The organism is Sphingobacterium sp. PCS056 (assembly GCF_023273895.1).
In the GTDB taxonomy this organism is placed as follows: domain Bacteria; phylum Bacteroidota; class Bacteroidia; order Sphingobacteriales; family Sphingobacteriaceae; genus Sphingobacterium.
Map to the genome: position 1 here is coordinate 2,656,338 of NZ_CP096883.1, position 23,292 is coordinate 2,679,629.

Annotated in this window: 20 protein-coding genes; 12 read left to right on the forward strand and 8 right to left on the reverse strand. The window is 36.9% G+C overall.

The genetic code is table 11. The features are described 5' to 3' along the window. The first annotated feature begins 16 nt into the window (after positions 1-16). On the forward strand, positions 17-439 hold the full coding sequence (locus MUB18_RS11065; RefSeq protein WP_248753098.1) for a DUF3995 domain-containing protein: 423 nt from the start codon (positions 17-19) through the stop codon (positions 437-439). Here the strand turns inward: MUB18_RS11065 and MUB18_RS11070 are convergent, their stop codons facing one another. The 3 genes from MUB18_RS11070 to yiaA form a co-directional block, all read right to left on the reverse strand. After that, the gene (locus MUB18_RS11070) at positions 440-2,239 is read right to left on the reverse strand and encodes a mechanosensitive ion channel family protein (protein ID WP_248753099.1); all 1,800 of its coding nucleotides are present in this window, start codon (positions 2,237-2,239) and stop codon (positions 440-442) included. Between the two features lie 262 nt (positions 2,240-2,501). Further along, positions 2,502-2,933, reverse strand: coding sequence for a hypothetical protein (locus MUB18_RS11075; protein WP_248753100.1), 432 nt, complete (start codon positions 2,931-2,933; stop codon positions 2,502-2,504). A gap of 174 nt (positions 2,934-3,107) precedes the next feature. Continuing rightward, positions 3,108-3,575: an inner membrane protein YiaA gene (yiaA, locus tag MUB18_RS11080; protein ID WP_248753101.1), complete on the reverse strand. Its 468-nt coding sequence runs from the start codon at positions 3,573-3,575 to the stop codon at positions 3,108-3,110. A 132-nt stretch (positions 3,576-3,707) separates the two neighbouring features. Here yiaA and MUB18_RS11085 point away from each other — a divergent pair, with 132 nt between their 5' ends. Together MUB18_RS11085 and MUB18_RS11090 are read left to right on the forward strand one after the other, a co-directional pair. Continuing rightward, positions 3,708-5,192, forward strand: coding sequence for a hypothetical protein (locus tag MUB18_RS11085; protein WP_248753102.1), 1,485 nt, complete (start codon positions 3,708-3,710; stop codon positions 5,190-5,192). Between the two features lie 118 nt (positions 5,193-5,310). Then, complete coding sequence (locus MUB18_RS11090; protein ID WP_248753103.1) at positions 5,311-6,063, forward strand: DUF72 domain-containing protein; 753 nt, start codon at positions 5,311-5,313, stop codon at positions 6,061-6,063. Positions 6,064-6,253: 190 nt separating this feature from the next. Here MUB18_RS11090 and MUB18_RS11095 read toward each other — a convergent pair whose 3' ends face one another. Continuing rightward, a complete protein-coding gene (locus MUB18_RS11095) occupies positions 6,254-7,588 on the reverse strand; it encodes a GH1 family beta-glucosidase (RefSeq protein WP_248753104.1) in 1,335 nt (444 codons plus the stop codon). A gap of 410 nt (positions 7,589-7,998) precedes the next feature. After that, positions 7,999-8,787 carry a helix-turn-helix domain-containing protein gene (locus MUB18_RS11100; protein WP_248753105.1) on the reverse strand — a complete coding sequence of 263 codons (789 nt, stop codon included), beginning with the start codon at positions 8,785-8,787 and terminating at the stop codon, positions 7,999-8,001. Positions 8,788-8,862: 75 nt separating this feature from the next. Here MUB18_RS11100 and MUB18_RS11105 point away from each other — a divergent pair, with 75 nt between their 5' ends. Further along, positions 8,863-10,023, forward strand: coding sequence for a 2-isopropylmalate synthase (locus MUB18_RS11105; RefSeq protein WP_248753106.1), 1,161 nt, complete (start codon positions 8,863-8,865; stop codon positions 10,021-10,023). A gap of 143 nt (positions 10,024-10,166) precedes the next feature. Here the strand turns inward: MUB18_RS11105 and MUB18_RS11110 are convergent, their stop codons facing one another. Then, on the reverse strand, positions 10,167-12,452 hold the full coding sequence (locus tag MUB18_RS11110) for a TonB-dependent receptor (protein ID WP_248753107.1): 2,286 nt from the start codon (positions 12,450-12,452) through the stop codon (positions 10,167-10,169). Positions 12,453-12,561: 109 nt separating this feature from the next. On the opposite strand from MUB18_RS11110, the gene MUB18_RS11115 reads away from it, so the two are divergent. Beyond that, positions 12,562-13,224: a metal-dependent transcriptional regulator gene (locus MUB18_RS11115; RefSeq protein ID WP_248753108.1), complete on the forward strand. Its 663-nt coding sequence runs from the start codon at positions 12,562-12,564 to the stop codon at positions 13,222-13,224. 56 nt (positions 13,225-13,280) lie between these two features. Here MUB18_RS11115 and MUB18_RS11120 read toward each other — a convergent pair whose 3' ends face one another. Continuing rightward, positions 13,281-14,936, reverse strand: coding sequence for a DUF3472 domain-containing protein (locus MUB18_RS11120; RefSeq protein ID WP_248753109.1), 1,656 nt, complete (start codon positions 14,934-14,936; stop codon positions 13,281-13,283). 488 nt (positions 14,937-15,424) lie between these two features. On the opposite strand from MUB18_RS11120, the gene MUB18_RS11125 reads away from it, so the two are divergent. From MUB18_RS11125 to MUB18_RS11155, 7 genes are all read left to right on the forward strand, one after another. Further along, a complete protein-coding gene (locus MUB18_RS11125) occupies positions 15,425-15,577 on the forward strand; it encodes a lmo0937 family membrane protein (RefSeq protein ID WP_248753110.1) in 153 nt (50 codons plus the stop codon). 193 nt (positions 15,578-15,770) lie between these two features. After that, entirely contained in the window at positions 15,771-16,775 is a 1,005-nt protein-coding gene (locus MUB18_RS11130) for a metallophosphoesterase family protein (protein ID WP_248753111.1), read from the forward strand. Positions 16,776-17,176: 401 nt separating this feature from the next. Next, positions 17,177-17,404 carry a hypothetical protein gene (locus MUB18_RS11135; RefSeq protein WP_146171053.1) on the forward strand — a complete coding sequence of 76 codons (228 nt, stop codon included), beginning with the start codon at positions 17,177-17,179 and terminating at the stop codon, positions 17,402-17,404. Positions 17,405-17,948: 544 nt separating this feature from the next. Then, positions 17,949-18,872, forward strand: a complete 924-nt coding sequence (locus MUB18_RS11140) for a hypothetical protein (protein WP_248753112.1) — start codon at positions 17,949-17,951, stop codon at positions 18,870-18,872. A gap of 2 nt (positions 18,873-18,874) precedes the next feature. Next, positions 18,875-20,866 carry a TonB-dependent receptor plug domain-containing protein gene (locus MUB18_RS11145; RefSeq protein ID WP_248753113.1) on the forward strand — a complete coding sequence of 664 codons (1,992 nt, stop codon included), beginning with the start codon at positions 18,875-18,877 and terminating at the stop codon, positions 20,864-20,866. A gap of 50 nt (positions 20,867-20,916) precedes the next feature. Continuing rightward, positions 20,917-21,780 (forward strand): MbnP family protein, encoded by an 864-nt coding sequence (locus MUB18_RS11150; protein WP_248753114.1) that lies wholly within the window; start codon positions 20,917-20,919, stop codon positions 21,778-21,780. A 74-nt stretch (positions 21,781-21,854) separates the two neighbouring features. Continuing rightward, a complete protein-coding gene (locus MUB18_RS11155; protein ID WP_248753115.1) occupies positions 21,855-22,883 on the forward strand; it encodes a cytochrome-c peroxidase in 1,029 nt (342 codons plus the stop codon). Positions 22,884-22,945: 62 nt separating this feature from the next. Here the strand turns inward: MUB18_RS11155 and MUB18_RS11160 are convergent, their stop codons facing one another. Beyond that, entirely contained in the window at positions 22,946-23,194 is a 249-nt protein-coding gene (locus tag MUB18_RS11160; RefSeq protein ID WP_248753116.1) for a redox-active disulfide protein 2, read from the reverse strand. Between the last annotated feature and the right edge of the window lie 98 nt (positions 23,195-23,292).

Genomic DNA, 23,292 nt, shown 5'->3' on the forward strand with positions numbered 1-23,292 from the left:
AAATAAAAATGAACGGATGGATTACATATTATCAATAGCGAATAGTGTTATTTTCTTATTTCTGGCATTGATGCATTTATATTGGGTCTGTAATGGCCAAGTGGGTATCGCAGCAACAATTCCAACGAAGTTGAATGGGAAGCGCGTGTTTACACCCAGTCGTTTTGGTACTTTTGTCGTAGCCGCAGGATTGTTTATGTTTGCGGTCACCAACTTGATTTTTGGAGGAATGATTGAATCGCCTATAGGGCTTTCTTATATAAATTATGCCATGTGGGGTATTGCTGGTATCTTTCTGATCCGTTTTATTGGTGATTTTAAATATGTCGGTATTACCAAAAGGTTCCGACAATCTGTTTTCGCTCAGAAAGATACTTTTTTCTATAGTCCGTTATGTTTTTTACTGGCCGTATCTCATGCTATTTTGCTTATGGATTAGCTAGATCTGATCAATTCCACCTTTAAATTGTGGTACAAAGTCTACTTTACTGTAAATATGAGGGGCGTTCATTTCAATACCAGCAGCTAGGAAATCGTTCAGGATCGACTGAAATATTTCAGATTTGGCGAGTTCAATTTCCCCAGATTTGGTGATGTAGACATTCAATTCATATAATACATAAAAATCATCTAATTTCTTTTGTAACACAAAAGGAGCTGGGGTTGTATTGACTCGAGCGACGCGGGGTGGTATACTCAGTAATAGCTCATGGATCCGCTCCCAGGGTTCTTCATATCCCACAGATAATTCGACTTGAAAACAAATACCTTGATCTGAAAAAGTGGAATAGTTAACCGTGTTGCCCGATAATATAGATGAATTGGGGATTGTAATTTCTTCGTTTTTAATGGTTCGAAGCCGTGTTACTAGTGGAGACTTTTCAATGACGACTCCTGTTTTATCGGCTATGGTGATTCGATCTCCTATGCGGAAGGGTCTCATGTAAGTGATAACAAGACCGGCAATAATGTTGGATATCGCAGATGAAGATCCTAACGAAAACAATACCCCGATAAATACCGATATACCTTTGAAAATATCGGAGTTTGATCCTGGTAGATAGGGAAATATGAGAACGAGTGTGAAAGCCTGTAATAGAAAGCGGACAATGGTAAAAGTGGGCATGGCAAATTCTCGGTGAAAACCATTGATCTCTAATTTTCCTTTATCGATTTCAGTGAAAATATACTTCACAAAACGTACCGCATAGCGCATGACAAATAGGATCACAAATACCGTAATCAGATTGGGGATGTAAGCCCAGATCGCTAAGATCGCTTTTTTTAAGGGTTTGGTGAAAAGGCCTATTAAACTGTTTGCCCAGCTTTGTGTAAACGGAAATACACTGAATATAATAGGTAGCATGATAAAAGCCATCACAACGATCAATATCCAGCGCAACATGTCGATGCTGCTGATGAGTATGCGTGTTTTCTGAACGGAACTGATCAGGACATAGTTTTTAATTTTTACATCCTTGATCCGTTGGGTACGCTCGGTGATGATCCGTTGAATGCTGTAATTTTTAATTCTGTTGATCAACAGAATTAAAAGATAAAACACAAATAAAATGAGGATAATAAGTCCGATGCGGATCACTACTTTTGTGATACTATTTTCCTCTTTTTCCTGGGAAATGGCTTGTTGAATGCTTTTTAAATATTGGGCGGCTACTTCTTCTTTACTCTTTCCTTCTAATAAGGCGTCGAGTTCTGTAATTGAAGTAATGATCAAATCTTTGTATACAATATCGGAGCTGATTTCATTGTTTTCTATCTTAAAGGAATCAACACGAACAAAGTCATCTTCGTACAGATTATGAATACGATTGACCACGTTGGCAGCACGGTCTTTTGCTAAAGATGAACCTAGTTTATTGTAAACGTAAAAAAGGGTATCCTGAAAAGGTGCAACGGCATAGCCTTTGGTATTTTTCTTAATGGAATCGACTTTAAGCTTTGCCTGTTGGTTGCGGATGAGATTTTCTTCATCCAAATTATTCAATTGCTGTTTGAGATTTTCTTTTTTAGTGCTGTTTTGAGTCTTTAGATTGGTAATCTCATTTTGAAGCTTCACGCGCTCTAAGGAATCGTTGATCTGCTGTTGTCGAATACCATTTAAAATGGAGCTCAATCCGAGTTCTTTTGCATCTACGGAGTCTATCTCTTGCGCCGACAGTGGGTTAAGGGCGGTAAAACAGAGTGAAGAAAAAAGGAAACATATGTAAAGTCTTTTCATGTGTACGGGCTTTTTGATGATACTTCCATCTGGATGGTTGTCGATCGGGCTGTTTTAGAAAAATCAAACATAGATAAATTTGCTTGTAAACGCAATCAAATAACCTGATAAAATTTTGAAAGGTATCGCCTTTTCTGAGTTTTTTTGGGTTGCACTGATTCCGTTTAGGGAATATTGGCTACTAATAAGATAAGTGATTGAGTTTGGTTCTTGTTATAGCTGGAGAAACAAGTTCAGAAAAGGCCAATAAGATGATATGTCTTTACTTTTTTAATTTCGATAACACAAGATCAAGATGAAGAATGATTAGTGTAATGGCCGCTAAGATGATGATCGGTATGGCCGAAGTATACAGCGTACAATAGATTTCGCCTTTTAAATCATAAGTACTCCAAGAAGATTCGCGATCCACAAAAATCGTGTAATCCCAGAAAAACCATCCAGCCATTAATAATATCCATTTTGCTGCGACCTTGACGCTATTTTTCTTGATGAGATCCAGCAGTACAAATAGAACAGTCAAAATCAGAGTGGAAAATAAAGAAATGAAAAAAGCATCATGAAAGAAGCTACAGTCCAAACATCCGCTTGATGTGTTGTCTGTCAGTACACCCATGGACCAATATATCTGGATGAAGGTGCATATCCAGATCAGGATGGCAGTTCGTGCTGTGTTTGTCAGTAAGTTGATCATCAGTCCTTATTTAGCAGTCTTTATCAGTTGATGTATTCCTTTTTTTTAACATCTTATGTTGTGTCCGATTTTTTGAACAGGCTAAAATAATGAATAATTAATGAATATCTACTGAGTTGATGACATAAACCCGCAGGATTGCTGAGCAATACTCTGCGGGTGGCAACCGCTAAGTTACAGTTCGTTTTCCTCAAACATCTTGGCGTCGCGGGTGTTTTTTTGAACAGCAATAGCTGAAAACATACTTAAGCAAAATGACATGGCATAAAATCCTTTTTCACTAAGCAATAAATCTGCATTCCATAGACCTACAGTGAGTAGGATCATAGCAGCTATGGTGGCAAACCAACTTAATCCATAATAAAGATCGGTCACTACAATACCTTCTGATCGATCTCTGACACTTTTTTGTACCGAGATGACGGCGAATAATCCAAATAGTAGTATAGTAAAATAGTATCCTTTTTCGTTGAGTTCCATTGTGGCATTCCATAAGCCAATACAAAAGCCGACTGTTCCTGTCAGTAAAGCAAACCAAGATGCACCGATAAATGCAGCTGTGGGTTTAAATGGGTTTTTTACTTTTTCTTCGTGTTTTGTAAGTGGAGCATGCTCCTCAGTTTTGTTTTTTAGCGGTTCCATATTTTTTAGTTTTTAATGTTTTACTGAAAGCAAATGTCCGATCTAAACCATACCTGTACAAATTAAATATAGTAAAATACTGACGATATAATTAATCAATAATGCGTATATTTATCATTAAATTTAATGGATATGGATACACTTTCGGCATTACTGAATTTACTAGGAGATGATGATAAAAAGGTATTTAGGTCATTTTTGCAAAGAAGGAACAAGCGAGATGATGCGCGCAATATTGTCTTGTTTGATTTATTAAATACTGATGATATAAGTGGTGTCGAAAAGCTCTATAAAAAAGCAAAAAATAGAGATTCATATCATGCTTTGCGTAAACGGTTACAAGATAACCTGCTGTTATTTCTTTCGCACAAAACATTTGAGAAAAGCAATAGCCAGTCGTCTGAAGCGATGCGTTTGATTATAGTAAGCCGTTTCCTCTTGGAAAACAATTTGGATAAAACGGCTTTCAAGTCTTTAGCAAAGGCAGAACTGCTCGCTGTAAAATTGGAAGAATATAACCTCTTGAATGATATTTTGCTGCTTAAAATACAATATGCCCACAGCGCATATGCTGAAAATCTGGAACTGTTGACAGATCGTTTACTGATCAATCAGCAACAGATGCAGCGTGAAGCAAAATTAAATCTTGCCTATGCCTTCCTACGTCAAGAACTGCGTGATGTAAATCTGAAAGGTAAAGTTGTTAATCTGAGCACACTGATGGTGACTACCATCCGTAAATATCAAATCGCTGTCAGTGATCTGATGAACTATAAGTCGATCTATCAGATTCTTTTTATTGCCAATGAATATGCCGCTATTTATCAAGATTATCGTTTTATAGAACGTTACATCAAACGGATTCACCATTTCTTAAAGAACCAAACAAAAACCAATGAGCAGCAGCTTTTCTATCATTTGTATGTACTCTATTTTCTAGCTAATTTTCATTTTCGTAATAAAGATTTTGCTCCAAGTAGGGAATATCTTGTTGAGATGAAACTGCATATGGATGCGAATAGCGTGTATGTCACTCCATTTTATCCTAGGCAACAATTGTTGTTTGCGCTCAATCTTTATTTTACAGGGAATAGTGGGGACGCAACCTCCATATTGCAGCAGATCTTACTCGGATCGACCCAAAAGTATAAGCAGGAGGATATAGAGGATATCAGGATTTGTCTGACCATGTTTTTGTCCTTACAACATGATCACAGTTGTCTACGTCAGCTTGCCATGTTTCAACATACGGACCTGTGGTACGAAAAGAAAATGGGCATGCTCTGGACGATTCGAAAAAACCTGATGGAAATCTTGATCCATGCGCAGTTTGAACATCTGGATCTTGCCGTGTCAAGATTGAATAGTTTTAAGCGTAGGTATAATGCATATCTGGCAAGCACTCATGAAGAAAGGGTGTTGCAGTTTGTGAATTTCATTGAAAAATATTTGATTAAGCCTGATGTTGTATTTCATCCGGCATTTCAACAGGATGTTCAACATCTCTTAAAAGCTAATCAGGATATTTTTCACCTTTGTTTTCTCTCTTGGCTGATCGCGACTTGGAAGAAGAAGTCTGCCTATCAAATTGTATTGGAACATCTTGAAAGTAGCTGATGTTTTTTTAGACCCGATCAGGATTTTAAAATATGGGGTCTTGAGCTAGGTCTTATTTTTATAGATAGAATCGTTTAAGCTTCAGACAACTTATTGTGAGGTTGCTTGTTTTATAGTTATGGATGCATCGTATTATTCTGGCACGAGCGGTATTCTTTTACCGTATAAAAATAAAAATTTTTATCCTGAAAGTTTTCAGGGTAAAAGCAGGCTTACGGTATGTAGTCTCCTTTTCAATTCTTTGGAAGTAAACAGTTCATTCTATAAAATACCACGACTGGAAACCGTACAGCGGTGGTCAGAGGAAGTAACTGCTGGTTTTCGCTTTACCTTCAAATTATGGCGTGGCATAACCCACAATAAGGGATTGATTTTTGATCCTCAGGATGTGGATCGATTTCTGAATGTCATCACTGCGGTTGGAGACAAGAAGGGATGCCTCCTAGTACAATTGCCACCCTCAATTTCTTTCCATCATCGCGCACAAGTAGACCTGTTACTGAAAACGATCATGAAAAATGATCAAAGTAATGGTTGGAGGGTGTGTGTGGAATTTAGACATGAGTCGTGGTATCGGGAGGAAACATACCAACTGTTGGAGGACTATGGAATTGCTTCTGTGATACATGATAAACATGGTCGTGGTATACACCTACAGGATACCGTAACGCCATTTGTCTATGTTCGTTTTCATGGTCCTGATGGGAATTATAAAGGTTCTTACGAAGATGCATTTTTGCAAGAATACAGTTATTACATTAAAGATTGGCTTGACGCTAAAAAAGAAGTATATGTCTATTTCAATAATACCATTGGAGCTGCTATTGATAACTTAAATACTTTGTCTGCATATGTTGCGGAACGTGATTGATTGCTTGTTGCGTCACTTTTTATGAACAGATGAAGTGCTGAAATGCGAGTAGCGCAGATGCTAATTTTTTGCGGAGTAAAGAGGAGCAAAACTTATAGCTCTTAATCAGGCTTTCATGCCATAGGTTTTCGAATTGAACTAAAAACATCTCTTAAAAAGCAATCAATTGTAAGAGATGTTTTTAGTTTATCTATTTTAAAAAATCAGCATACCAATGTCCTGATGATTTAATAATGCGCTGCTGCGTTTCAAAGTCAACATAAACCAAACCAAATCGTGGTTCATAACCCTCTGCCCATTCGAAGTTATCGAGAAAAGTCCATGCAAAATAACCGTTTACTTGAACACCTTCTTGTTTCGCTCGATATACTTGTTCAATAATCGCTTGTAAATACTGTACTCTTTTGGGATCATCTACCCTGTTATTTTCTACTTGATCAGGAAAAGCAGCGCCATTTTCTGTGATAATCAAAGGCGGCATATTTTCGTAGGCATGGAATTTTTTAAGGATGTGATACATGGACTCTGGATAGACTTCCCATTTCATGGCTGTCATGGAGACTTTACGATCCTTGGCACTTACAATTTTTGCTTGCAGGTAGGGGACAAATAAGGAATGGCGGATAATCTCTCGAGTATAGTTTTGTACACCAATGAAATCCATGTCAAATTTTAGATCTTGTTCATCGTTTTGTTTGATGTACTTCTCGATTCTTTTTAGAATTTTGATTTCACTAGTCGGATAGCCCTTGCCTAGTAACGGTTCTATAAAGAGTCTATTCAATAGTACGTCTGCTCGTTGTGCAGCACGGATATCTTTTTCCCGCGTGGAGAACGGTTCAACATGTGAGCATGAGAAGGTCGTGCCTACAAAACTGTCTTTTTGTAACGATTTAATGATTCTGGCACCATGTGCCTGTGCTAAAGTGGCATGATGTGCGGCGGCTAAGAAATAATCAATTCCTTTTTTTCCAGGGGCATGTACTCCAAAGAAATATCCTGCTGCGGTAAATACGGCAGGTTCATTGAGCACCATCCAGTTTTTTACCCGATCACCAAATGATCTGACACAGACTGCTACGTAATTGCCAAACCATTCTTTAACATCGCGGTTGAGCCAGCCCCCTTTTTTTTCAAGGGCATGGGGTAGGTCCCAATGGTATAAGGTCACCCAGGGCGTAATACCTAACTCCAAAGACAGGTCGATAAGCCGATTGTAAAAATCGATTCCTAATGGATTGATTGTTCCGGTACCTTCTGGAACTATGCGGCTCCATGAAATGGAAAATCTATAGTTTCGAATATTTAAACTGTACATCAAATACAGATCTTGGGTATATTGATTGTAAAAATCGCAAGCTATATCTCCGCTATGGTTTTTGAATATTTTATTTCTTTTCTGAACAAAAACGTCCCATATGGAAAGTCCTTTTCCATCTAGATTATGTGCTCCTTCGATTTGGTAAGCTGCGGTTGAGACACCCCAGATAAAATCTTCACCAAAGGATTTTTTAGTTAAAGGCATTTACTCGTATAAATTTTCAGGTGCAGTAAAAAAATGTTCTATTATATCTTCTAGTTTTTATGGAATCTAAGAGGTGAATAGAATGAACTAAACTGTACAAGAAAGAGACGAAATATCATCCTTTGAAATAAATGAGTGATCGTTTTCATAATTCAAATGTTTTAAACCACAGGCTATGTAAATTTACTTGTCTAAATATACATCGTCAGTGTGAACTGTAGGTTAATAACCTATTAATTTTCAAAACATGATGATGGTGGCTTTCTTGTCCTCTATATTAGATCTTATTTTGATTTTAGATCATGCCATAAAGCTTAAAGATACCTTTTTATTTTCCTATTTGCTATGTGTTTGATTTTTTTGATCTTTTGAATAATTTTTATTTCCTAAATGGGCATTAAACTCTGGACTTAGAGCAGTCCTTGTCTATATCTTTGGGGGCTGATTCCTATTAATTCTTTGAATAGGTTTGAAAAAGTGGGAATACTGTCGTAACCGATTTTGTAAACAATTTCACTAATATGCAATGATTGGTCTTCTAATAATTCTAATGCGAGCTGCATACGGCTTAATTTTATAAACTGAAAGATGCTTATATCTGTTTCTTTCTTAAATTGTCTTGACAAGGTCCGCTCGGGAATATTTACGTGTTGCGATAAGGATGCTATTGTAATCTGTTCACTAATGGATTGGGTAATACATTCAACAACTTTTAAGAGTGATTCGGACTTTGGTGGTTGTGCATGAAGTTTTAGGGGGCTGATCAATATATGTGCTAACATTTTTTTTAAAGACGCTAGCCCAACTTCTTTCAGTTCTTTATCGGACCAATGTTGTACGCCAAATGCTAAAAGATGATCAAGTAAGTTTGATGGAGAGAAAATAGCGATATTTCCCCAATGAGCAATAGGATACGTTTCCTTATTCAAATCAAGAAAGATCGTCTTGAGTTTTAAATTGGGCGATCTTGATATTAATTTATGTTTGACATGTGCGTCAACATAAGCATAGTGTCGGGCAGGAATACAAAAACTTCCCTTTTCTGAGTAAAGATATACAGCACTCATTTCAGGGGAGATCAGCTGTGCTTTTTCATGATGATGTATTTCGGTATTAAATTGACCAAAATACCGGATCTCAATATCTCCATCATCAATAACTTTTGTACAATCTAGTGTTGATATGTAAGCTTTTGGCATAATTAGATAAGTATTGCTTTATTTTCAAATATAACAAAATAAAAACGCTCATTATTTTTGATAAAACAAAAGATCATGAATAAGAAAAAAATAGATATTTTCGATACCACTCTCCGTGATGGTGAGCAGGGGCCTGGGTGCTTGCTGACTCTTCAATCAAAACTGGAAATAGCCGAACAGCTTGAATTTCTCGGTGTTGATATTATAGAAGCGGGTTTCCCTGTGAGTTCTCCTGCAGATTTTAAGGCGGTACAGGAAGTTTCAAAATTAATTAAAAATGCTAAAGTGTGCGCATTGGCCAGAGCCCGTGAGCTAGATATTGACACTGCGGTTAATGCGCTCAAAAATGCGGTGTGTCCTAGAGTACAACTTGGAATCGGGACTTCGGATATTCATATTAAAAATAAATTTAATAGTACCAGAGATGATATTTTAGCTGTAGCATTTAAAATGGTGCGGTATGCCTCTAATAAAATTGAGGAGGTGCAATTTTTTGCTGAAGATGCGGGTAGAGCCGATAATTTATTTTTAGCAAAAATGGTTGAAAATGTGATTGAGGCAGGTGCAACTATTGTTAATCTACCTGATACCAATGGTTTTTGTACTCCTTTTGAATATTATGAAAAGATCAAATTTGTTATAGAAAATGTCCCGAATATGGACAAAGCTAAAATTTCGGTACACTGTCATAACGATCTAGGCATGGCAACTGCAAATACAATTGCGGGGCTGCTGGCTGGTGCAAGTCAGGCGGAAGGAACAATAAATGGTGTCGGGGAGCGGGCTGGTAATGCGGCATTGGAAGAAATTGTAATGACTCTTATTATTAAAGATTTACCCATATTTACTACTGTTGATCCTAGTTATATAAGCAAGTTGAGTAAAATGGTTGAAATGGCCATGTCCAATCCTATACAAGCGAATAAGGCTATCGTGGGACGGAATGCTTTTTCCCATTCGTCTGGAATACACCAAGACGGCGTTCTGAAAGATAGGAGCAATTATGAAATTATTGATCCGGCTGTGATTGGGTTTGAAATGCCAGATCTTATACTGACTGCCCGCAGTGGTCGTGCAGCTTTGCGACATCGAATGGAAATTCTTGATATTCATGTTCAGGAAAATGAATTTGAACAGTACTATGCCTATTTTTTGCAATTAGCAGATACCAAATCTATTGTGGCGGATAGCGATCTTATTGACTTATGCACATCGCTCTCAAGAAAAGTCTTCTAATTATCATCAAGCAATTGTAGGGCTTTTGTAATTGAATCGTGTTTTTAATCCTATCTTCATTGCGCCGATATATGGAGGAGAAAGAAAGTTTCCATCTTTCCCCTCTATAATCGTGGTCTTTAGGTATTAGGTGGATCTAAAATTTACATCAGTCCAAATTTTAATCCTAAGAAAAATGTTCTAGGCCTACTCGGGCCATAAATATAGTTGCTGTCTCTATTTTTGCCCGTATCAAAATCGCGTTGATATTGATTGAATATATTTTGAATACCAATATGGAATTGTAAATCTTGCTTGATTTGTTTTAGTGTACATGTATAAGATAGCTTAATATTGTTTTCAAAGAATGTAGGGGAGGTGTAGAGAACATCCTGATCGATACCTGGAGCACCTGCAAAATGAGGAACTTGCATGGGACCGGTCAAGACGCCGGACAATACAGCATTGAATGGATTTTGAGGCCAAAAACTAAGGGTATAATAACCATAAAGATCAGGAGAGCGCAGATATTGTTTCGTGCCTGGAAGATCGGATGACCAGGATACAGTTTGATCATAGGTGGATTTTTGTAAGGTCAAACCGGTCTCCAGTTGTATTTTTTGATCATAATTTAATCTACCTTCCACTGTTACCCCTCGTACGGATGAGTTTCCTCCGTTTTTTCGTAAGAGTTGCTGATTGTTATTTTGATCAGTACCGATTTCTTCCAAAACGAATGTGTTGTACAAGCGGGTGAAAAATCCATCTACTGTAAACCCATAAATCATGTGTTCACTGGCTCTGTTAAAGTCCAAAGAACTATTCAAACTATTGGACGTTTCTGCTATCAAATTTGCATCGGTGCGAATGACGGAAACGCCACCTCCGGCAAAAGCCATATGCATATCGGTTTCTAACGCTTGTGGGGCTTTAAATCCTCTTGCATATGATGTTCTCCATTGGGTTTCATGGCCAATTTTATATAACGTGCTGAGTCTCGGTGTGAGAACCATGTTGTCCATACGGTTGGATTTGTTTAAGCGAAGTCCGGATAGTAATGTTAATTTACGGGTTACTTCCCAGTCACTCTGTAAAAAAGCTCCGAGTAAATTGACCTGTTGGTCAATCAGGTAATCGTATGCTTTAATTTCATCAAACGTGTATTCGTATTGATTTTCTACTCCAGCGGTAAAGGTGTTTTTTCCATTTAGGAATTCCGAACTGATATAATTGTATTGAACTCCGTTTTGTACCGAATAATTTTTTGTATGTCCCCATGCATCGATTTGGTCTATACCTGTGTAATGTGTTCTTTTTGTATTTTGGGCAGAACCATAGATACTGAATGAACTTGATTTGTCTTTTGCCTGACGTTCGTAATTGAAGCCTGCTACCAGAATATGATGCAAGCGGTATTCAGATTGATCGGCTTTGTCGGCTTGAAGATCTAATTTGTTTCCGCCCTTTCTTTCTTCATTGATACTCCATCCATTGATCTCCAGTTTATCTTGCGGAGATAACTTAAAAAATGAATTGAAACCGAAAGAGTTGTTTTGTAAGATGGGCATTTCAGAAAATCCATCGCCATTTGCATCATAGGAGTCACGATTGCGATGAGATGCGAAAAGAGAAACTCCAGCATTCTGCTCATCATTAACTGCTGTTAGATTGGCATTGAAAAAATGATCCCAGGTTTTGTTCCCGATTAATGAGCTGTTATTGGAAAGTGTGAACGAGCTTTTTCGCGGTTCCTTTGTTAAGATATTGACCGTTCCAGCAATGGCTGAGGATCCATATAAAACCGATCCACCACCTTTTACAATTTCGACGCGGTCAATCATATTGGCAGGTATCTGTTCCAGTCCATACAGACTCATCAATGAACTGAATACGGGGCGGCTATTAATTAGGATCTGGGAATAGGAGCCCCCAAGCCCATTCATCCTTAACTGAGAATAGTTACACGTCTGACAGTCTGTTTCCATACGCAATCCCGGTTGAAAACATAGACCATCTGCTAAGGTGTTGGATTGCGTAATATCGAAAGTTCTACTGTCTAGAATATGGACTGCTATAGGACTTTCGGATTTTCGGTGCGCTGTTCGGGTGCCGGTAACGACAACGCTATTTAATCGGTTTGAGCTAGCGCTCAGTTCTAGATTTTTTACTTGAACTACCCTCTCTACTATGGTTACCGATAAGAGCTTGGTTTCAAAACCAATAAAACTGACCTTTAATAGATAGGATCCTGCTGGAATAGGAGGTAATTCATAATTTCCAATGCTATCCGCTTTTGTAGCCATACCTAATCGTGGAATGCTGATAGTAGCCCACTCAATGGGGGCTCCTTCGGGATCGGTTATCTTACCTTTTAATTGCCCTGTCTGTGCAGAAAGGGTCAAACTCGATAAGATGAGGGTACCCATTATTAGAAAATGATTGATCTTCATTATGTAAATGTTATTTGTTAGTATTGCAAATCTATAAAGTTTGTATGAGCTAACAAATTATTTATAACAATATTGTTAGATTGTACTAATAATTTGTATTTTTGTTATCATGATATCACAGACGGAAGAAAATTATCTGAAAGCATTATTTGCTTTGACGAGTACAAAAGGTGAAGCTAGTGTAAATGAATTAAGTAAAATGCTGGACATTAAAATGCCTACCGTAAATGGTATGATGAAACGTCTTAGTGAAAAAGATTTTGTTATTTATGAAAGTTATAAACCTTTGAAACTAACGGAAAAGGGAAGAAAAGAAGCATCATTAATTATTCGGAAACATCGTCTGACAGAAATGTATCTGGTGGAAAAAATGGGATTTGGTTGGGAGGAAGTACATGACATTGCTGAACAAATTGAACATATACAGTCTCCGGCTTTTTTTGGTAAAATGGATGAAATCTTAGGTTTTCCTGAGGTGGATCCACATGGTTCGCCTATACCTGATGAAAATGGTAAAGTGATCGTTAAGGATTTTGATAGGTTGAGTGATTGTGAAAGTGGCGATGTTGTAAAATTTATGGCAGTGAAACCGTCTTCGGAAGAATTGCTTAAATTTTTAAATAGCCGCGAATTGGTACTGGGAGCTGTGATTACTATACAATCTGTTGAATTGTTTGATAAAAGCATGTCGGTCAATTATGCGCATAGAGAGATGGAGGTCTTGAGTAATATGGTTTGTGAAAAATTACTTGTAGAACGTGTTGCTAAATAAATGATTTAATTTCCAGCAGCCCTTTATTGATTTGAATAGCTGCTGGAAATGTTTATTTATTGTTTCTCTAAGACCCACCTTTGATTGTTGCTGCCAAGATTATTATTGATACTGTATAATACGACTTGCGTATTGTCGCTTGTACTGCTTCCAGGGTTGTCTATGATCAATCCTTTGCTCAGTATACTTCTTATAAAGACTGTATTGCTGATATCTAAAAAGTTAAAGGTCCATTGTTGATTTTGATTTGTTGAGCTACTGTACTGAATCAATCCGGTGTTGAGATCATCTGTACTGGCCGGGATATCGACGGATTTGGAACTTCCAACATTAACTAATGTATATCCGGAACTGCCACTGACAATTTTCCATTTTTGAAAATCGCTTGTATGAGCACTGTATTGTACAATTTGAGCAGAATTGGCTGTACTATTATCCCGAACTGTGAGATACTTACCGCTACTGACATTTTTAATCTTATACGTATCATTAGTATTGAAAACTGTTATAGGAACTAATTTTGCCGGAGCTTGTTGATTAAAGATATCTGTCAATGTGATCCTAATGGTATAATTTCCATTTGCTAAAGTACTGGAAAGGGTATCTATTCTTTTCTCTGGTTTTATTTTTTCTTGTGTCTGTAAAACGGAACCTGAAGCATTTAATAGTTCAAGTTTATAGCGTAGTTGTGGAGATTTGTTCTCGTTGATTCCCCAAGAAACAATTAATTTATTATTATGATAACGAGCGGTACTATAGCTATTTTCAATCGTCGTCAATATTGGAGCGGTTCCTTGTCCTGCCTGTTCTGGTAAGTTTAAGACACGACCAGTACCAAAAGCTGGATCTGGAGTCGTGGAACCTCCATGCTCCATAAAATACGCGTCCTCGGCACTATTGTAACCGACATTAAATGCTCGATCAAATTGCCCATTTCGTGCAGCATCATTATCATTGGCCGAGAAATAACGACTGCTCGATTTTTCCCAAACATTATTCACACTGAGGTTCCAATTATCTTTCAACAATGCTTTTCTATGGAATCTGCCATCATAGCTCGGATTGTCGCCTACCCAGTTTTCTAAAAATGTACCACTGCCCGAACCTAAATATCCTGCGCTAGCTTCTCTACCGATGGTGGAGGTGTGTAACCATTTTCCCGTTGAGAGGTCTTGAACGAAATTGGCAATGTATATTTTTCCGTTTTCCTTCCAAGAACGGATGACCATATTGTACCACGTATTGATGCTCCAATGATATGGATTCAATGTTTTTTGACCATCTCCTTCACCTCCGAAACGACTAGCAACTGTTTTGCTATCTAAATATGAATAGAAAGCGAGATTATTTGTTGCGGTATTTTTATCCCACAGCGAAGCAAGCATAATATTGGATGTTCCATAACGCAGATCTGGTGTGTCTTGTAAACCCATATATCCACCATCATAATTGAGCACCGAGAAATATTCGGTTTTAGCTGTATTTGTAATCTTTATTTTGCCCATCTTCAATACCGCATCATTTGGAAAACTATAGACGAGATGCTGTGAGGGTGCAGCATTACTTCCTGTTAATATCAGATTGGGTAGATCTTTATCACTCTGTGAGATGGTCGCAGAGGGTTTTTCTAATCTTGATTTTACAATTTCTTTTGAGCAGGAAATCGTAGCGAGTGTTGCGAATAGTACGCCTGTGAGATGTGTTTTTTTCATAACTGGAATGGATTCATAAGGGTTTATTATTGATTTTGGTTAACATAATGGTATTAAGTTAGCCGTTTTGTTTGGATAATTTATGGGCTTATTAAATGAAATCGATTGCGTAATTTTTATTATTCATGATATCTATTGTAAGGGGTAACTGATTGATAGCTAGATTTGAGCGTGACGCATGCTTCACATTGCTTATCTCTTAAAATCAAGCAGGCTGTAAATTACTTTCGATAGGGTATCTTTTATCTTGCTTCTGGTGGATTAGTTATTTTACGTTATCTGGATTGATCAAAAACATTAAAAGCTGCTGTGTCTGTACGCTGTTTTTTTCGATTTGTAAGAATTGATCAGCGGTCTATTTTTCTATTGATGAGGGGCAATTAGGCATTTTTAATAATTTTTTATTGAGTGCAAAAAACCAATATCCCATTTCAATTGTTATATAAGCAGGTTACTAAATATTAAACATCATAAAACTACATTATACTATGGGAAATTTATTATACATCATCGCAGTAATTTTAGTCATTATCTGGGCGATCAGTTTTTTAGGAGGATTTTACAGTGGAGGTATTATCCATGTTTTGTTAGTAATCGCAATTATTGTCGTGTTACTACGGGTTATTCGAGGAAATGCATAAACTTTTAGCTTATTCATAACATTCAGAATATTTCAAGTTGATAAGCTATGAAAAAGAGACTTTAAAGTCTCTTTTTTGCTTTATATGATATCATGTCTATGGTAATCAGTAAGCCTTATTTTTTTGTTATGCAAAATGGTATTTTAAAATTATAGTGATACATTTGAGGTTCTATATATTCAATAGACTTTTTATGAAATTTTACTCCTCTATTTGTTTTCTACTTTCATTGTATGCTATTCATCCTGTATTTTCACAATCATCCACTCGGGATCTGAATCAAGAAAAGATCAATAAAAATCTTAAGATTTTGGTCTTATCAGATTTAAATGACGGCTATGGGTCGACCACTTATAGTCAAGAAGTATTGGATGTGGTAGACCGAATTGCTGAGCTGAAGCCAGATCTTATTTTATGTGGCGGAGATATGGTCGCTGGTCAGAAAAAAACTTTGACGCGAGTAGATCTAGAGGCCATGTGGGCAGGATTTGATCGGGTTGTTTTACAACCAATAAAGACAGCTGCTGTACCTTTTGGATTTACCATGGGCAATCATGATGCTTCTCCTGGTTACGCTTTAGATCGTGAAGTTTCAGCGTTATTTTGGAACAATCATAAGCGTGATGTGAATCTGACTTTTATAGACAGCAGTCATTTTCCATATTATTATTCCTACTTGAAAAATAACGTATTGATCATCTCATGGGATGCCTCTTCTGCTCAGATACCAAATGATATAAAAAGTTGGATGAAAGAACAATTGAACTCTTCCTTGGCTAGAAAAACAAGATTTAAAATTGTACTCGGGCATCTTCCTTTATATGCTCTCGTTGAATCCAAGAACAAACCTGGTGAAGTATTGGAACAAGCTGATGAAACCTTAGCTTTTTTAAAGGAAAATGGAGTTGATCTATATCTGTCTGGTCATCAACATGTCTATTACCCCGCACAGAAAGAAAGTGTCATATTATATCATAGTGGATGTTTAGGTGGGGGACCACGATCTTTATTAGGAGATGATCAAGTGCCTTATAAGGCATATGGTCTGATTGAAATACCGAAGAAGATCAATAAAAAAAAGGATGTCAAAATCAATGGTATAAAGGCGGTTGATCATCAGGAAATTGAACTTCACAAGTTACCTGTTCAGGTGTCGGGTTTTAATGGTACATTGAATCGGATAGATGTTGTTAAGTAGAGCAAGGAACATAAAAAGCTAGTCTTTTTTCTATTTGAGTTGTCATCATAGGTTGTTTTACAGCTGTGTTTGTAGAATTACTACAATATCGATTACTTCCTCTTTTTAGATCCATCATCGGCTCGATGTACACCATAATAAAAATGTTTAGCTATTTTTTTAAATTAAGTGCTATTTTCCTGTTTTTTAAAGAAAATCATTCCGTATATTTGGCCATATTGAAAAAAAACTAAAAGGTTTTGAAACGTATCTGTACTTATATTCTTCTGATAACATTGACATTGCAGTCCTTCTATCGCAATGTCATGGTACTTGAATATGAGATACACTTACCCGATTATATTGCTCAATGTATCAATAAGGATCGTCCTCAGATTCATTGTAATGGGCAATGTGTATTTATGAAAAAAATAAGAGCAGAAGAGCAGAAGGAAACAAAAAAGAATCTGGTGATATATGAGCGTAATGCTTTTTATATGCATAAGGAAAGTGTTTTTTTTACTATGCATCCACCAGAAGAAAATCTTTCTGTTAAACATTTTTCTCCTTATTTGGCGGATTACAGATTTACATTTACCACACCTATTTTTCGTCCCCCTATCCCGTTTTTGCTTACCAGCAAAGCTTAGTCATTAACGTCAGCTATTTTAAATTTAGTGATCTGATTTTATTACGATATTATCGAGACAGATACTGATATCCTATATCATGAATTTCTTGATGTATTGTTAAAGACAGATTTTTATCGGATCCTATTCATGTCGTTGTACCTGCGATAGATCAATATTGAAAATGATGCTCTGCATCATGAATTTTATTGATCATTTTGGAGAACAGACTTCAACATGTTGATTAGTGGCTGAAACAGGAATGAATTGAAGTATAGCATTTATTAAAGTACTATCAGATCATCAATTAATGATCCGCATAAATTATTTCTGCAGGATACGCTCCATATCATAGTCGGTATGTAGCAGTGGAAGATTTATATTGGGTAATTGTTATATTTTGATAACCTCTTTTCTACCTGCTGATGATTACGATGAATCAAAGTCATTCCCAACTCTGAGATTGAGGTGAAGATAGTCCCTATCTATAGATTTGACGTTGTACTACATATATGTAGAAGCTAAGCTGGATTTCCCATTTTTTTTCACAAAACAGTAAATAATAATGAAAATACTATTATTTATGGCCGCGCTATGCGTTGTGGTCATGTCATGTACAAAGGGTAAAACGGATTACGAAGCTGAAATCGATACTGTAGTAACGGACCATGTCGAGTTTAAAGAGGCTGCAACTGTTACTACTAACGGTTATCATATTCGTATTGAAGCTTTGAATGGAACATTCTATAAGGGTTATAATGAAATCCGTTTAAAAATCACCAATAGTCAGACTGGCGAAATATCTAATACTTCTGGAGTTACATTTTTGCCTATTATGACTAATGCAATGGGGGAGCATCAGTCCTGTCCTCATCGGTATCAATTGATGGAGAGATCTGATGAAAAATATTTTTCTGGATATGCTGTATTTACAGAGAAAAGTAGTTTAGATGACAGTTGGAACCTATACCTCAGCCTGACCATTAATGGGCAAACTTTCCAGGTCGCGAAAAGCATAAATGTTCAGGAACAAGCAAATAAAAATCTCAACATGACGGTTTTTACGGGGAAGGATAATGAACAATATATCATCGCTTTAATATCTCCTCAGAAGCCAAAAGTTTCTGAAAACGAACTGTTAGCTGGAATCTATAGATATCAAAAACCTATAGATAATCCATCGGGAGTATTTCCAGATCCGACACAGTTTTCCTACACTGAGGTTAATGGTTATATGTTGCAGCTGGATCCGCGAATGCCAGAACCTTCTATGGGGAATCATTCGTCACCCAACAATAAAGATCTGACGCAACAGAACGACGGGTTGTATCATGGCGTAGTGAATTATACCATGACCGGAAACTGGACATTGAATTTTATTATGCAGAACCAAGATGGACAGATCATAAAAGGAACTGTTGTACCGGATGATTTTACACCTGGCATTGCAGGTGCTAAAAGCGACCTGCATATTGATATTTTATTTTAACCATGATGAAGAAATTAAGTGTTGGCTTAGTGCTTCTGGTATTTGGTATATATGCTAAAGCGCAAGATTCGCAGATAAAACAAGATAGTACGCGTCGTATCGATGAAGTACAGGTAAATAGGATGGTCAAAAAGAAAATAGAGACTGAAATGAAAATGTCCGTGTCGGTTGATGAATTTTTGGCATCCTCGGAAAATATAAGTTTTATCAAACGTGGTGCTTATGCTTGGGAGCCCTTGTTGAATAATATGAGTTCAGAACGGACGAATCTGACCATTGATGGTATGCATATCTTCGGAGCTTGTACCGATAAAATGGATCCGATCACCTCTTATGTGGAGAGTAACAACCTTTCTGCGATTGACATTACATCGGGGCAGGCTGGAAGTATGCACGGATCTACCGTGTCGGGAAGTATTGATCTGAAGCGAAAAAGTACCCCGTTTAGTCTGGATCCGAAGTGGAGTGGTACCTACCAAACAGGATTCGAATGGAATAATAAACAGTTTTTCAATATGGGAAATTTGTCTTATTCAGATGACAAATTTGTAGCAGATGGAAGTATTTCTTTTAGAAAAGCGGGTAATTATGCTGATGGACATAACGATGAAGTCAAGCATTCGCAGTACAATAAATTTAATACGTCTTTAGGTATGGCTTATAAAACAAGTCCATTGTCTGCATTAAGAGTGGATGCTATTTTTGATATGGCCAAGGATGTCGGTTTCCCAGCATTACCGATGGACCTCTGGCTATCCCGAGCATTGATCACATCTGCTTCTTATAAGCAAATGTTTGAGGATGGGCCAGTCAAAGTGTGGGATTCAAAAATCTATTTTAATGCAGTAGAGCACTATATGGATGATACAACTCGGCCTGAAAATCTAGTGCATATGGATATGCCTGGATGGAGTACGACTTACGGACTTGTGAGTAAGATTAATCTAAAAAAAGATGATTACGCTTCCGAAATACAGTTGAATGCTTACGAGAATGTATCGATCGCTGAAATGAGAATGTATCCTCAAGATCGAAGCAACCGTACCATGTTTGCCTACAGTTGGCCATGGGTAACGACTCGATATGGAGGACTTTCGATGAATAATGCATGGGAAATCTCCGACAAGAGTCAAGTAAATGTTGGTGGAACATTGGGGTTGAACTACAATCATGCTAAGTACGTGGAATTTAATTGGATTTTCCATCCGGGTACACCACAAGAAAAAACAAGAGTCTTGCCAAGTCTTCATGCAAATTATCAGCTTAATTTTGACAGTTTTCATTTTTCTGCGGGAACGGGTTATGGACATAGGTCACCATCTGTTTCCGAAGGTTATGGTTATTATATCTACAATAGTTTCGATCGATACGATTATATCGGAAATCCGGATTTGAAAAATGAAATTTCATATGAAATGAATGCGAGTTTGGGCTTTAAGAAAGAAAAAGTCGGGATTGACGTTAAGGCAAACAACTTCTATATCCAAAACTATATCGTTGGTCGCATTTTAAGTATGGGTAGCCCAATGAATTACCAATCGGTAGGTGTCAAAGGTTATACCTCTTTGGACCATGCTACACTTTTCAATTTTTCTATTGGTGGTCATTACGACATCTTGCAAAATCTGCAATGGAAAGGTCTGCTGACTTATGCTCGCGGTCAAGATGACAGAGGTGGAAATTTACCCTTTAAACGTCCCCTAAGTTATCAGACATCAGTCCATTTTACACATCATAAAATTGGGTTGCAAACCAGTTTGAATGGTGATTTTACACAAAATAATTACAGTCCGGAGTATGGAGAAGATAAAACTTCCTCTTATAAGATTTGGAATGTTTCGGCAGACTATCGATTTAAGATCAAGAATTGTAAAGCTGTTGTACAGGTAGGTGCCGAAAACTTATGGAATGAATACTACAGTACATACGCTGACTGGGGAAATATTCCCCGAATGGGTCGTAATATATTTACATCCTTAAAAGTGGGTTTTTAGAAAACCCATAGTGCTAACAATAAATAATGTTTAATTAAATAAAAATTGAAATGAAGAATCTAAAAAACTATCTATTATTATCAGCCTGTACACTGGCCATGGTTTCATGTAGTAAAAGTGATGACATGCCTGTGGCTAATCATGTAACCTTACATTTTAATAATACCTTTAAAAATACAACGATAATCTTAGGGGGTGCGAGTTCAACTACTGCTACAACAAATACTTCTGCAGTAGGACAAGTCCATCATTTATCTGAATTGAAATATGTGATTAGCAATATCCGTCTTATCAAAGCTGATGGTGGGGAGATACCTTACCATGTTAATGATCTGGATAAGGGAGCAACAGTTATTGATCAAGCGAAGCAAGCTAGTCTCGATTATGTCTTAACGAACATTCCATCAGGTACCTATAAGCAGATCAAATTTGGTTTGGGTGTAAAACAGGATTTGAATACCATCGATCAAGTAAGATTTCCAACATTTTATGCCACTGCTGGTGCTAATGATACTAAAATGATGTGGGAGTGGGGAACAGGTTATCGATTTACAAAATTGGAAGGCTTTTATGAAGTCGATAATAAGACCATGTCTATACACACCGGTAGCACTATTGAAGGAAAGGAAGGAGCTTACACGCAAGGAGTGGATGCATACCGGGATATCACCTTAGATCTGACAACAGATGCTATCGTGGGTCAACATGGTCCTAAAATAACCATCACCGCAGATTTTAATAAACTCTTGAGTGGTAAAACCAATATTACGCTGTCAACGGGGACAGGTATGGGGAATAATGCTACACCAAATGTTCATACTGCTGTTCAAATGCTAAAATTTGTGGACAATCTAGGCGGTAATGGTTCTAGTGATATATCTGGAATGTTTTCTATAAGTAAAGTAGAAAACTAATTTTTAGCACGAGCTGATCAAATGAGCTGATTTGGGCAGCTCGTGTATTGTTTAATTTAAAAATAGCTATACAAGTGAAAAAAATAGTAGGGATTATAGTCGTGCTCGCATTGTTGCTCTCTTGTAGTAAAGAAGATGATAAAACTTCCTTTTCTTTTGATAACCCAGAGCTTTCATTGGAAATTCCTGCTGGGTTTCCTATTTTAAATAATAGTGTGAAAAATAATAGGCCAACAAAATATGGAGCAGAACTGGGCGAAAAGTTATTTAATGAAAGAAAATTAAGTGGAAATAATAGTATATCCTGTGCGAGCTGTCACAATCAGTCCAATGCTTTTGCTGATCAAAATCCTAGAGCTATTGGTATCTATGGACGGATCGGTCTGAGAAATACTCCACCAATACAAAATATGGCCTTTATGCAGTTTTATAATTGGGATGGGAATGTTCTGCAGCTAGAAAAGCAACCTTTGGTGCCTATTATAACACATGAAGAGATGAATTCTTCTATTGTGGAAGTTATTGGGAAATTAGGAGGAGACGTGGTATATCAAGATATGTTTAAAAAAGCCTTTGGTGACGAGCATATTACACCTGATCGCATTTATCGTAGTATTGCTCAGTACTCCTATACGCTTATCAGTGCTAATAGTAGATATGATCAAGTAATGCGAAATATGGGGGGGGAATTTACTAAAAGTGAAGCGCAGGGTTATCAGATATTTAAACAGAAATGCCAGAGCTGTCATAGTACGGAGCTTTTTACGGATCAAACTTTCAGAAACGTGGGCTTTCCGCTACACAGTAGTTCTGAGGAAGCGGGACGAGCTCGGGTGACGGGGATACTTTCCGATTATATGAGCTTTCGTGTTCCTAGTTTAAGGAATATTGAATATACTGCGCCTTATGGCAGCTTCGGACAGTTTGCAACTTTATTAGAGGTGTTGGATTACTTTGATAAAGGTGTTATAGATGCTGAAAATCTGGATCCTATTTTAAAAGAAAATGGCAATCGGATTCCATTAACTGATCAAGAAAAACAAGATATCATTTCATTTTTGAAAACGCTAAGTGATCCTGAATTTTTAAGATCAGGATCCTAACTTTGGATAATATAATCTGCTGGGGCTTATAATAAAAATAAGTGAAAGTTATGATTGATAAATTAGGATATTCCTCTTGTCTTGAGTTCTTGATTGATTTTCTTTAAATTTTTAAAATTAATGATAGTGATGGGTGACAAAGCAAAAGGAATAGCTACCAATGCACTGAATTTTTTGGTTACGGAAATATAGATTCCCATTCCCAATAGGATAAGTAACATAACGGTCAATAGAACTGCAGCTATTGTTGTTACTTTTTTAGCATTGATTAGTTCTTCATTGCTCATTTCATGGTATGATTTCTTATTCATGGTAGGTTGTAGTTGATTGATTGTTAGTTAAAGATAAAAACCTTTGTTTATTAATTTGATTTTTTTATAAAAAAATCAAATCATATAGCATTTTTAAG